Annotated in this window: 11 protein-coding genes and 1 pseudogene; 5 read left to right on the top strand and 7 right to left on the bottom strand. The window is 61.7% G+C overall.

The window, feature by feature from the left end; genetic code table 11:
- Positions 1-114: 114 nt before the first annotated feature.
- The 3 genes and pseudogenes from ABJO61_RS01960 (at position 115) to ABJO61_RS01950 (ending at position 3,058) form a co-directional block, all read left to right on the top strand.
- Complete coding sequence (locus tag ABJO61_RS01960) at positions 115-1,020, top strand: SDR family oxidoreductase (RefSeq protein ID WP_348323392.1); 906 nt, start codon at positions 115-117, stop codon at positions 1,018-1,020.
- 106 nt (positions 1,021-1,126) lie between these two features.
- Positions 1,127-2,110: pseudogene (locus tag ABJO61_RS01955) on the top strand (ABC transporter substrate-binding protein); the annotation flags it as partial.
- Positions 2,111-2,254: 144 nt separating this feature from the next.
- Positions 2,255-3,058, top strand: a complete 804-nt coding sequence (locus tag ABJO61_RS01950) for an ABC transporter permease subunit (RefSeq protein WP_348323403.1) — start codon at positions 2,255-2,257, stop codon at positions 3,056-3,058.
- Positions 3,059-3,156: 98 nt separating this feature from the next.
- On the opposite strand, the gene ABJO61_RS01945 is transcribed toward ABJO61_RS01950, so the two are convergent.
- From ABJO61_RS01945 to ABJO61_RS01935, 3 genes are all read right to left on the bottom strand, one after another.
- Complete coding sequence (locus tag ABJO61_RS01945) at positions 3,157-4,365, bottom strand: acyl-CoA dehydrogenase family protein (protein ID WP_348323393.1); 1,209 nt, start codon at positions 4,363-4,365, stop codon at positions 3,157-3,159.
- A 30-nt stretch (positions 4,366-4,395) separates the two neighbouring features.
- On the bottom strand, positions 4,396-4,692 hold the full coding sequence (locus tag ABJO61_RS01940) for an antibiotic biosynthesis monooxygenase family protein (protein WP_348323394.1): 297 nt from the start codon (positions 4,690-4,692) through the stop codon (positions 4,396-4,398).
- A gap of 154 nt (positions 4,693-4,846) precedes the next feature.
- Positions 4,847-5,647, bottom strand: coding sequence for a crotonase/enoyl-CoA hydratase family protein (locus tag ABJO61_RS01935; RefSeq protein WP_348323395.1), 801 nt, complete (start codon positions 5,645-5,647; stop codon positions 4,847-4,849).
- Between the two features lie 220 nt (positions 5,648-5,867).
- Here ABJO61_RS01935 and ABJO61_RS01930 point away from each other — a divergent pair, with 220 nt between their 5' ends.
- Positions 5,868-7,400 carry an ATP-binding protein gene (locus ABJO61_RS01930; RefSeq protein ID WP_348323396.1) on the top strand — a complete coding sequence of 511 codons (1,533 nt, stop codon included), beginning with the start codon at positions 5,868-5,870 and terminating at the stop codon, positions 7,398-7,400.
- Between the two features lie 70 nt (positions 7,401-7,470).
- On the opposite strand, the gene ABJO61_RS01925 is transcribed toward ABJO61_RS01930, so the two are convergent.
- From ABJO61_RS01925 to ABJO61_RS01910, 4 genes are all read right to left on the bottom strand, one after another.
- On the bottom strand, positions 7,471-8,601 hold the full coding sequence (locus ABJO61_RS01925; RefSeq protein WP_348323397.1) for an acyl-CoA dehydrogenase family protein: 1,131 nt from the start codon (positions 8,599-8,601) through the stop codon (positions 7,471-7,473).
- A 100-nt stretch (positions 8,602-8,701) separates the two neighbouring features.
- Complete coding sequence (locus tag ABJO61_RS01920; RefSeq protein WP_348323398.1) at positions 8,702-9,889, bottom strand: acyl-CoA dehydrogenase family protein; 1,188 nt, start codon at positions 9,887-9,889, stop codon at positions 8,702-8,704.
- 231 nt (positions 9,890-10,120) lie between these two features.
- Entirely contained in the window at positions 10,121-10,630 is a 510-nt protein-coding gene (locus ABJO61_RS01915; protein ID WP_348323399.1) for a hypothetical protein, read from the bottom strand.
- 245 nt (positions 10,631-10,875) lie between these two features.
- Positions 10,876-11,862 (bottom strand): nicotinate-nucleotide--dimethylbenzimidazole phosphoribosyltransferase, encoded by a 987-nt coding sequence (locus ABJO61_RS01910; protein ID WP_348323400.1) that lies wholly within the window; start codon positions 11,860-11,862, stop codon positions 10,876-10,878.
- A 71-nt stretch (positions 11,863-11,933) separates the two neighbouring features.
- Here ABJO61_RS01910 and ABJO61_RS01905 point away from each other — a divergent pair, with 71 nt between their 5' ends.
- Positions 11,934-12,173 (top strand): DUF1289 domain-containing protein, encoded by a 240-nt coding sequence (locus tag ABJO61_RS01905; RefSeq protein ID WP_348323401.1) that lies wholly within the window; start codon positions 11,934-11,936, stop codon positions 12,171-12,173.
- Positions 12,174-12,378: the final 205 nt, after the last annotated feature.

The following is a 12,378-nucleotide window of genomic DNA, read 5'->3' as shown; positions in this document are numbered from 1 at the left end:
CCCCTGCCCGGCTCTCATGCACAAAGTCCCGCAAGTTTTTTCGGGCAAGGCCAACGAAGCCCCTCCACGAGGCATGCTGCCAGCCCTCCCCGTAGTCCAACTGGAGAAATACCCATGAGCATTCGTTTTGACGGCAAGGTCGCCATCGTGACCGGCGCGGGTGGCGGTCTTGGCCGGTCCCACGCGCTGGAACTCGCGCGGCGCGGCGCGAAAGTGGTGGTGAACGATCTCGGCGGCGACCGCACGGGCGCCGGTGGCTCGTCGGACGCGGCAAACAAGGTCGTCGAGGAGATCAAGGCGCTCGGCGGCGAAGCGATCGCCAACGGCTCGTCGGTCACGGACGACGAAGGCGTCGCCAACATGATCAAGCAGACCATGGACCAGTGGGGCCGCATCGACATCCTCATCAACAATGCCGGCATTCTTCGCGACAAGTCGTTCTCGAAGATGACGATGGAAGACTTCCAGCTGGTGGTCGATGTGCATCTCATGGGCACCGTGAAGCCGACCAAGGCCGTCTGGGAAATCATGAAGGAGCAGAACTACGGCCGCATCATGGTCACTGCTTCCTCGACCGGTCTCTACGGCAATTTCGGCCAGACGAACTATGGCGCGGCGAAGCTCGCCGTCGTCGGCTTCATCAATACGCTGAAGCTCGAAGGCCAGAAGAACAACATCCACTGCAACGCGCTGGCGCCGGTCGCCTATACGCGCATGACCTCCGACCTGATGCCGCCGGAAGCCGAGCAGATGCTGACGCCGGAAAGCGTTACGCCGGGTGTCATGTACCTCGTGTCGGAACAGGCTCCGACGGGCATGATCCTCTGTGCGGGCGCTGGCGTTTTCGCTGCCGCGCGGATGGAAGAAGCCGAAGGCATCTTCCTCGGCCGCGACGACCTGTCCGCCGAGAAGGTCGCCGAAAACTGGGACAAGATCTCCGACTTCTCGAACGCCACGCCTTTCCACATGGGCGGCGAGCAGACGGGCAAGTTCTTCAAGCTCGCGACGGGCGGCAAGTAAGCCTTTCCCGCACAAGCCGATCGAAGGGGAGCCCCATGCGGCTCCCCTTTTTCTTTGTCTTTTTGCGTATGAGCGGGCTCTGTGCATGAATGGTCTTTGTGCATGAATGGTCAAGGGCGTGCGCGCTCCCTATGATGCGGTCATGTTTACCCGGCTCCTTTTTGCGCTTGCCGCCCTCTCCTTCTCGGCCCTTGCGCCCCGCGCCGGGCTGGCCGCCGACCCCGTCTGCGCCATCGAACGGCCGGTCATGTTTGGCGGGCTCGACTGGGATTCCAACGCCTTTGCCACGGAGCTTGCACGGATCGTCCTCGAGCGCGGCTATGGCTGCGAAACGGATGTGCTGCCGGGCTCGACATTGCCGCTCATCACCGGCCTCGGCCAAGGCGACATCGACGTCATCATGGAAGTCTGGCGCGACAATGTCACCGAGCCCTGGAACGAGGCGCTGGAAGCCGGAACGGCTGTCTCGCTCGGCACGAACTTTCCCGACGCCATTCAAGGCTGGTATGTGCCCCGCTACGTGATCGAGGGCGATGCGGAACGCGGCATCGAAGCAATGGCGCCCGGCCTTCACACCGTTTCAGATCTCAAGGAGCACTGGCAGCTCTTTCGCGACCCGGAGGAGCCGACGAAAGGACGCTTCTACAACTGCATCCTGGGCTGGAGCTGCGAAGAGCAGAGCACGCGAAAACTGAAAGGCTACGGGCTCGACCGCTTCTACACGAATTTCCGGCCCGGCACGGGCGCAGCGCTCGCCGCCGCCATCGCCTCGGCCTATCAACGGGGCGAACCCGTCGTCGCCTATTACTGGGGACCGACATGGGTGCTTGGCGCCTTCGACCTCGTGAAGCTCGACGAACCTGGCTATTCGCCGGAAGCATGGGACGCCTTCAACGCGGACCCCGAACGCAATCCCCCTGTCGCCTTTCCGACCGTCGAGGTCATCATAGGTGCAAATGCCGCATTCGTGGACAAGTCACCAGAGGTTGCGGCCTTCCTGCGCCGCTACGAGACGACGGGACAGATGGTAAGCGAGGCGCTTGCCTTCATGCAAAAGAACGAAGGCGCGACGGCGCGGGATGCCGCGCTCAACTTCATCGAGACGCGGGGCGATGTGTGGCGGGGATGGGTGAGCGCGGAGGTTGCCGCACGCATCACCGGCGAGCGGGAAAAAGTCGAGGAGAGCTTTCCCGTCACGCTCGAATTCCCCGTCGAGCAATGGGTGAACAACGCGATGAAGAGCTTCGTCGCGAAATATGGCGATGCCTTCCAGACGGCAAGCAACGGCTTGCTGCGGGTGATCGTGGGGCTTGAGTCCCTGCTCAATGCCATGCCCTGGTGGCTTCTTGTCCTGACTGTCGCGGGCATTGCGTTTCACGCTTCGCGGCGGCCCTTGTTGCCCGTGGCGCTGGCGGCAACTTTCTTCCTGATCGGCCTTCTCGGGCTCTGGAATCTTGCCGTGCAGACGCTGGCGCTGATGATCGTGTCGGTCTTTTTCTCCGTGCTGATCGGATTACCAGCGGGCATTGCGATGTCGTCGAACGACATCGCCCGGCGGATCATGCTGCCCGTTCTCGACGCCATGCAGACGCTGCCGAGTTTTGTCTATCTCATTCCGGCGCTGATGCTGTTCGGTCTCGGCAAGGTGCCGGCGCTTTTTGCGACGGTGATCTATGCGACGCCGCCTCTCATCCGCCTTGTCGATCTCGGCCTCAGAACCGTCGACCGCGCCTTCATTGAAGTAGCGGCCGATCTCGGGGCCGACCCCAAGCGGCAACTGCTCGATATCAAGCTGCCGCTTGCGCTGCCGAACATCATGGCGGGCGTGAATCAGACCACGATGATGGCGCTTTCGATGGTCGTCATCGCCTCGATGATCGGTGCGCGCGGACTCGGCGAGGAAGTGCTGCTCGGCATTCAGCGGCTCGATATCGGGCGCGGGCTCGTTGCAGGCGTCGCCATCGTCGCGCTCGCCATCGTCTTCGACCGGATCACGCAAGCCTATGGCGGCACACGCGACAGGCTTCCGCCGCGCTGATCAGCCGAAACCCGCATGCCATGCATCGTGCCAAACGCAAGCGAGCGCCGGAATGTCTCCGGCGCCCGCCCTCTCGATACCGATTTTCGCGTTGGCGCTCAAAGGCCGAGCACGGCCTTTGCCATGATGTTGCGCTGGACCTCGTTCGATCCGGCGTAGATCGACGCCTTGCGCAGCGAGAAGTAGTAAGGCGCGGCGGTGAATGCACCTTCCGGGCCCACTTCCGGTTCATTGGTATCCGAAAGGCCGTTCTCGATGGTCGGCTGCGCATAATCGCCCAGCACTTCCACCATGAACTGCGAAATCTCCTGCTGCAATTCGGTGCCCCGGCACTTCAGGAGCGAGCTTTCCGGGCCGACATTGCCGCCGATGGAAAGCGAGGAGAAGATACGAAGCTCGGTGAACTCCATCGCCGTGATCTGGCTGCGGATATCGGCGTAACGGGCCTTGAACGAAGGCGTGTCCGCTACCGGCTTGCCGTCGACGGTCGTTTCCCTCGCCATCTCACGCACTTCATCGAGCGCGCTGTAGAGACCCGGCGAATAAGGATTGCCGCGTTCGAATTCGAGCAGGTACTTGGCGTAGGTCCAGCCCTTGTTCACTTCGCCGATCAGGTTTTCCTTCGGAACCTTCACGTCCTCGAAGAAGACCTGGTTCACTTCCTGGTTCGGCGCCGGTGTACCGTCGAGACAGACGATGGGATCGACCGTGATGCCCGGCGTCTTCATGTCGATGAGAAGGAAGGAGATGCCCTGCTGCGGCTTGCCCTCGTTCGAGGTGCGAACGAGACAGAAAATCCAGTCCGCCCACTGCGCGACGGAGGTCCAGATCTTCGAGCCGTTGACGAGGAAATGGTCGCCCTTGTCTTCGGCCTTGGTCTTCAGCGAGGCAAGGTCAGAGCCCGAACCCGGCTCCGAATATCCCTGACACCAGAGAACATTGGTTTCGAGAATATCCGGCAGGAAGCGCTTTTTCTGTTCGGGAGAACCGAACTTCATGATGACGGGCGCGACCATGGTCGGTCCGAAAGGAATGGTGTGCGGCACACCGGCCCGGCCCATCTCGACGTTGAAGATATATTTCTGCGACTGGGTGAAACCCGGTCCGCCGTATTCTTCAGGCCAGTTGGGCGCAAGCCAGCCCTTTTTCGCCAGCGACTTCTGCCACTGGATGTGAGCTTCCTTCGTGATGTAGCCATGCTTGGAGCGCGCGTGAAGGCGGCGCATTTCCGACGTGTAGCACTCGTCGATGAATTGACGGACTTCCTTGCGGAAGGTCTCGTCTTCCTTGCTGAATGCGAGATCCATATTCGTCTCTCTCGTTTTCTGCCTTACCGCTTACTCAACCTTGTCGAGGAACTGCAGCGACGGCGCACCGCCGAGAACCGCACCGAGCGCCGGGCCGGCAGCACGGAAATATTCCGACTTGCCGTGGGCATCGAGGTCTTCCTGCGTGGCGTATTGTTCCATGACGATGTAGGTGGCGGGCTCGGACTTGGACTTGAAGAAATCGTACTGGAGGCAGCCCTTCTCGTTCGCCTTCACCTTCGAGCGCAGGTCGGAGAAGACCTTCTCGAATTCGGCTTCCTTGCCCGGCTGGACCGGAAGGGTCGCAACGATACCGATGACACTCATGTTTCGCTCCCGTTTTGGACTGGGCCGTCGGCCCATTGTTTGTTAGCGGCATTTGTTGGCGGCGACTTTAGGGGCAAAGTTCCCCCGCTTCAATGCGCGGTGCGCCGCAGTCTGTTCGAGAAGGTGCGGCCTGCTGTTCAGTTTCGAACGCCCGTCAAGCCCCCTTGTAGTTCGGGGCGCGCTTTTCGAAAAAGGCGTCGAGAGCCTCCTTGTGGTCCTCGGTGTGATGGGCAAGCGCCTGCATGGATGCCGACAGCTCCATGATATTGTCAAAGTCGCTCAGCATGCCCCGGCGGAGAAGCTGCTTCGTCATGCGCAGTACATCCGGCGCCTGATTGCAGATCTTCGCGGCAACGGCCCTGGCGCGGTCCATGAGTTCGTCAGCAGGGACGACTTCCGAAACGAGGCCCCATTCCTTTGCCGTGGCTGCGCTAATGGTATCACCCGTGTAGAGAAGCTCCGAGGCCCGCGCCATGCCGATGATGCGCGGCAAGAGCCACGCCCCGCCATCGCCGGGGACGAGGCCGATCTTGAGGAAGGTCGCCCCAAAAATTGCACTGTCGGCGGCGATGCGCGTATCGGCGAGGCAGGCGACATCGTTGCCAAGCCCGATCGCCGGGCCGTTGACGGCGGCGATGACCGGCACCTCGATGCCCCATACCGACTTCACAATGCGGTGGATGCCGTTGCGATAAAGCTCGCGGATATGAACACCGGGGCCGCCGAAGCCGTCTCCACCTTCTCGCATGGCCTTTACGTTGCCACCCGCGGAGAAGGCCTTGCCGGCACCGGTCAGAATGACACAACGAACCTCGCGATCATCGTTGATACGCGCGGCCGCGGCCGAAAAATTCCCGGCATCTTCGGGCGCACCAAGCGGGTTACGAGTCTCGGGCCGGTTGATGGTCAAGGTTACGACGGGGCCGTTTTTCTCAAAAATCAGGTGTTCGCTCATCGCCGGGCTGCCTCTCCTTTGTGCATTTTTTCCGCTGCCTGTTGTTATGGCGTCTCATACGCCAAATAAAGCGCTGCGTTCAGCCCGATTATGCCGCCTTAACCATTTCTCGGAAAACCTTATTAAGACTTTTCGCCCAGCCTGATCGTCAAGACACACCCGGCGGGCGGTATTTACCGGGCGTGACGCAAGGCCAGGGCGGCCAAAAAGGGCACATCCAATGACAGCCGGCGAAATGCGGCAGAATGAATCCGTGCAGCGGCCGACCGCTACAGGTCCAGCCGGTGGCCGCGGTGCATTCCAGACCCCCGACGAGGCTGGTGAGGCGCGGTGGTTCTCGGCTTTCCTGCCTCATACCGGCAATGGTAAACCGCTCACGCCGGAAATCAGACTCGAGCAGCTTCGCATGTTCGTGGAAAGCCAGAAGCTTCCGTTGCCTTACGCCTTTCCGCTGCTGATGATCCCCTATGCGGCCTGTTTTGCCGGATCTGTCGCCTGGTACTGGCTGGCCATTCCCGTGATCCTCGTTTTCATCTCCGCCTGGTTCAACCGGCAGAACATTCTCGCCTTCACCACCGCTCAGCCCGAACCGGCGAGTGTCGCGGCATGGGAACGCCGCTTCCTCGCAGTGGGCTTCCTGTTTTCACTCAGTCTCGCATCCACGGTGTTCTTCTTCTGGGTGCCCGGAAGTGAGGTCCAGCAATCCTATGTGCTGACGACACTGCTGCTGATCATTGCGCCCATTTCGCTCATCACGTCGTGCTACATGCCTGCCTTCTATGCCACCGCGCTGCCGCTTGCCGCTGCCGTGACGGGGCGGCTTCTGTCCTATGGTGACCTGCTGCATGTGTCGCTCGCATTGGTTCTCGCCGTTTTCGCCGTGCTGCTCGCGCAGCTTATGGCGCGGGTCAACGGGATCATGCTGCACTCGATCACGCTGCGCGAGGACAAGTCAGGCCTTGTCGAACAGCTCTTCAAGGCGAAGCGGGATTCAGACGAGGCGCGGGCACGTGCAGAAGAAGCCAATCGCGCGAAATCGCACTTCCTCGCCAATATGAGCCACGAGCTTCGCACACCACTCAACGCGATCATCGGCTTTTCGGAGGTGATGGCCTCCGAAATCTTCGGCAAGCACACTGTGCCGACCTACAAGGAATATGCGAACGACATCAACCGTTCCGGTCAGCACCTGCTCGGCCTCATCAACGATGTGCTGGACCTCTCGCGCATCGAGGCGGGCCGCTTTCAGATCACCGAGGAAGACGTCGATATCGTTCAATTGGCCGAAGACTGCCGTCGCATTGTGGAGATCAGGGCGCAGGCGCAACGCGTTGCGCTTGTCGCAGATTTCGAACCAGACCTGCCCGTCATCTATGGCGATGCCCGCGCGCTTCGCCAGACCTGGATCAACCTGCTTACGAATGCCGTGAAGTTCTCGCCGCCGGGCGGCGAAGTGCTCATGTTCGCGCGGATGGAAGCCGATGGCGAATTGCGCTTCGGCATTCACGACAACGGACCCGGCATCGCGGAAACCGAAATCGAGAAGGTCCTCCACGCCTTCACGCAGGGTGCTTCCGGTCTTGCGCAGCCCGGCAAGGGCTCCGGCCTCGGCCTTTCCATCGTGAAGGGGCTGCTCGCGGTTCATGGCGGGCGCTTCGAACTGAAGAGCAAGGTCGGTCAGGGTACGCAGGCTGAATGTGTGCTGCCGCCGCAGAGGCTGCGCGCAAGAGCTGCTGCGGCGCGGCGCGCCTGACAACAGACCACCTCCCAAGAAAAAAGGCCGCTCCGGAGAGCGGCCTTTCGTATTCGCGAAGTGAAGCGGCTCAAGCAGCTTCGGAGTAGCGCTTCAGCTGATAGTCGACATTGCCGAACTGCGTGTCGATCATCGTCAGGCGCTTGAAGTAGTGGCCGACATTGAGTTCGTCGGTCATTCCCATGCCGCCATGAAGCTGCACGGCTTCCTGGCCAACGAAACGGCCGGCCTTGCCGATCTGGACCTTGGCGCCTGCGGCAGCCCTGGTGCGCTCTGCATCGTCTTCTTCGAGCTTCAGATTGACCATGTAGGTCATGGAGACGGACTGCTCATAGGCCATGAACATGTCGACCATGCGGTGCTGCAGCACCTGGAACTTGCCGATGGGTACGCCGAACTGCTTGCGCGTCTTGCAATATTCGACGGTTGCCGTGTTCAGTTCCTTCATGCAACCCGTGGCTTCGGCCGAGAGAGCGGCAATCGCCTGATCCGTGATCTTCTCGACGAGGGGCAGGCCCTTGCCTTCTTCGCCGATCAGCGCGTCGGCCTCGACCTTCACATTCTCGAAGGTGATTTCCGAAGCACGGCGGCCATCGACCGTCGGATAGTCTCGCGTCGAGACACCCGCCGCCGACTTGTCGACGATGAAGACCGAGACGCCATCGCGGTCGCGCTGGCCACCGGAGGTACGTGCCGTCACGATGAGCTTCTGCGCCCAGGGCGCGCCGAGAACGACGGCCTTGTAGCCGTTGATCGTGTAGCCTGCGCCGTCCTTCTTCGCCGTCGTCTTCAAGTCGGCAAGATTGTAGCGGCCCTGCGGCTCGGCATAGGCGAAGGCCCAGACCGTTTCGCCACCGACGATGCCGGGAATATGCGCTTCCTGCTGCGCGGCAGAACCGCCTTCACGCAGGAAACCGCCAGCGATCACGACCGTCTCGACATAAGGCTCGATCACGAGGTGACGGCCAAACTCTTCCATGACGATCATGGTTTCGATGGCGCCGCCACCGAGGCCGCCCATCTCTTCGGAGAAGGGAGCGGCGAGAAGACCAAGCTCGGCGAACTGCGCCCACATCTCGGGACGCCAGCCATCGGCCGATTTTGCGACCTTACGGCGCGTGTCGAAGTCATACTTGTCCTGAAGCAGGCTCTGCACGGTATTGCGGAGCAGGGTCTGCTCTTCGGTGAACGAAAAATCCATCTTCCGACCTTCCCTCGTTGCTGTTCTTTTGCGGTGCTGTCTTTTTATTCCGTCGCGAAACCGGATGAAAAACCGGCTTCCACTTTTTCTGGTTTCGCTCCTAAAGCCCGAGCACCATTTTTGCGATGATGTTGTGCTGGATCTCGTTCGATCCGCCATAGATCGAGGTCTTGCGCATGTTGAAATAATCCTGCGCAACACCCTGCGAGCCCTCCGGGCCGGGCACGAATTCATTGCCGGTCACTTCGAGACGCGGCGCCTCGACCAGCGCGTAGTTGCCGACCGCCTCGACGGCGAGTTCGGTGATGCGCTGCTGGATTTCGGTGCCCTTGATCTTGAGGATCGAGGCTTCCGGTCCCGGACCGCGGCCCTTGCTCTCGGCGGCGAGCGTACGCAGCTCGGTCACTTCGAGAGCGGAGAGGTCGATTTCGAGTTCGGCCACCTTGCGGGAGAACTCGTCTGTCTTCATCAGGGGCTCGCCATCGAGAAGCTCGGCGGTCGCGAGTTTCTTCAGACGTTCGATCGCCTTCTTGGAGCGCGCGACGCCCGCGATGCCCGAACGCTCGTTGCCGAGCAGGAACTTCGCGTAGGTCCAGCCCTTGTTCTCTTCGCCGATGAGGTTTTCGGCGGGCACCTTCACATCTTCGAGGAAAACCTCGTTGACCTCGTGCGAGCCGTCCATCGTGATGATCGGACGGACGGTGATGCCCGGCGTCTTCATGTCGATGAGGAGGAAGGAGATGCCTTCCTGCTGCTTCACATTCGGGTCCGTGCGGACGAGGCAGAACATCCAGTCGGCATGCTGGGCGAGCGTCGTCCAGGTCTTCGAACCATTGACGATATAGTGGTCGCCCTCACGCACGGCCTTGGTGCGCAGGCTGGCGAGGTCCGAACCCGAACCCGGCTCCGAATAACCCTGACACCACCAGTCGTCGCCCGAAAGGATGCCGGGGATGAAGCGCTTCTTCTGCTCTTCGTTGCCGAAGGTATAGATCACGGGGCCGACCATGGAGAGGCCGAAGGGAAGCAGCGGTGTCGTTTCCGCGCGCGCATTCTCTTCGTTCCAGATGTAGCGCTGCGTGATCGTCCAGCCGGTGCCGCCATATTCCACGGGCCAGTGCGGGACGACCCAGCCCTTCTTGTAGAGGACGCGGTGCCACTTGAGGATATCTTCCTTCGACATCTCGCCGCGGCGGGCGCCCCGGAGTTCGTCAGGATAGTTATTCGCGATGAATTCGCGGACTTCGTCGCGGAAAGCCATTTCCTCGGGGGAAAAGCGCATATCCATGGGTCAACCTCCAATAACGGCAGACGCGCGGGCGGGTTTCCACCTCAGCGCCGACATACCGGGTTATCATTTGCACTGGCCCGGTGCCGCCCCGAACGGAAGAACCGCCGATCCCGCGTCCATAGCCTTATTTTGGCGGTGATAATAGTCGCAACGTCCCCTGTTGCAAGCATGCCGACTCGTAAGCAGCGAACGGGGCGCTGTGCGGATTTGAACGGGGAGAGCCTATCTTCAGGCCGCCTTTGTTCGCTTCCCGATCAGCAGGGTCTCTCTCGCGATCTCGTCCTTCGGAAGCGCCGTGTGGTCGGCAAGCAGATCGCAGAAAACCCGCCAGAGATCGCCCTCGCGCATTCCCGCCCCCTCGCCCACCAACCGGCCGTAATTTCGGGTCGCCGCAGCGCGGGCAAGGCCGCCAAGCGTTTTGCTCCCCATCGGCAGCATTCCCCGATCCACCGTCCCAATAACGGGAAAGCCCAGGACAAGAACGGCGAGCAGGCAGAGGATCAGCCACCCATTTCCGATAAAGAACGAGGCGACCAGCCCGGTGAAGGCAAGCAGAAGAAGACCCGCCCCCGCATAGCTTAACGTCGGGGACGGAAGGCGAAGACCGGAACGTTTTTCCAATTCCTTGATCAAGCGCCTGGGGGACAGCTGCTTCACGGCCGAGAACGAAAAATCAGGCTTCAATCGTCCTTCGACGCCCAGTTCCGTCAATGCCCGCCGCAAACGGAAGAAAGCCATGCTCGTTGCGCATTTTCCACCGGCGGAGGCCTGAACGGAGAACTCCCTTTCGAGAGCAGCGAAGACGTCTCCGACGGTGAACCATTTCGTCGGCTCATCGTCGCAAAAGGAAACGTCGAAGCTCGCTTCTATGTCCCGAAGGAGCTCTAGGTCGTCAAGGTCACCCCATAGTCCCAGCGTGTTCGGCATTGTCTGGCCCTTGCTTCGTTGGCAGCCAAATTATAGCGCCGGTTGCCGGGTGGGGACTAGTCGGCGATCTGGTCCTTCCGAACGGTACCGCGATGGATGGCGAGGGCCGATTTCACCAAGGCGAGGCCGAGAGCGGCGCCCGCCCCTTCCTCAAGGGAAATGCCGCTTTCGATGAGCGGCTGCTTGCCAATGGCGGCAAGAAGACGAGCGTGAGCGGGATCGGCGGAGACATGCGCGGCCATGCAGTGGTCGAGCGCCGAGGGCTCCATCTTGTGGAGGACGGCGGCGGCGGCGCAGGAGACGAAACCGTCGAGCAGAACGGGGATGCGCTGATAGCGGGCGGCGAGAATTGCACCCGCAATGGCCGCAAGCTCCCGCGAGCCGACACGGCGGAGCGCCTCCAGCGGATCTCCGAAATGACCCTCATGGGTGGCGAGTGCTGCGGCGACGGCTTCGTTGGCAAAGGCAGAACCGTCTGCCCAGTCGCCCGGCGCGCCGCCGGACAATGCGGCCATGAGCGCGGCTGCGGAAATACGGCCGCCCTCGCCCGCCGCACCGAGGCAGAGAATGTCGGTGCCGCCCGCAATCGATTCCATGCCGAAGGCCATGGTGGCCGCGCAGGCCGCTTCGGAAAGCGCCTCGCTGTCACGGATGTCCGGCACAGGCATGTCGAGCGCGAGGTCGAAGACCTTGAGGCCCGCCTGCGCTTCGAGTGCGAGCTGGTTCACGGCGCCGCCGCCCGCTGCGTAAAGCTCAACCAGACGATGGGTCGCATTCGGCTCCGCGCCGGGCATGGCGGCGGCAAGGCCGTGTGTGCCCGCAAAAATCGCGATGAGAGGCCGGGTGATCGCGGGTTGCGTCATGCCGGCCCAACCGGCCACCCATTCCGCGATTTCGGCCATGCGGCCAAGCGAGCCTTCTGGCACGGCAAGCGAGGCTGTATGCGCGGCGGCAGCGGCGCGCGCTTCCTCGTCCACGGGAGGCAGGCCCCCCAGAAGGTTGCGGATATCGTCGAAGGGCATGCCGGTTGCGGCGCGGGTCATTGACGTCTCGGATGTGGCGTGGGAATTGAAGTGCCCCGCTCTATACTCTCTCGCAGAGCCACAGGAAACCCATGAGCTATTCAAAACCGATCAAAAGCCCCTGCCTTCGCGTCTGCGCCGTGGACGGCCGCGCGAATGTGTGCCGGGGCTGCGGGCGGAGCCTCAAGGAAATTGCCGGTTGGGGCGGATTGAACGATGACGAGCGGGACGCGGTGCTGCGCGAACTGCCTGCGCGGATCGATGCTCTGGGCGAGAGAGCAAGCGCGCGGGAAGAGGCGCTGGCGAAGATCCGCGAGGCGCTTGGAGAATAAGAAGCACTGGGCGAATAGATGCACCGATGGCTCCGCAAGGCATGAGCCTTCGGAGGTTTGCGTGATGTGCGGCCTTCAAAAGAGGAAGGTTGCGCGGAGCGGCGGCGACGCCGCCAGTATGTTTATATAATAGGCGGGGTGCGTCCTCCTCCGACGCTCCGCGCACCGACTGTTACGATTCCTCCCACCTCATGAGCCGCATCCG

This window comes from Parvibaculum sp., assembly GCF_039973015.1.
Taxonomy (GTDB): Bacteria; Pseudomonadota; Alphaproteobacteria; order Parvibaculales; family Parvibaculaceae; genus Parvibaculum.
The sequence above is the reverse complement of the archived record's forward strand: the minus strand, read 5'-3'. Positions and strand labels throughout refer to the sequence as shown.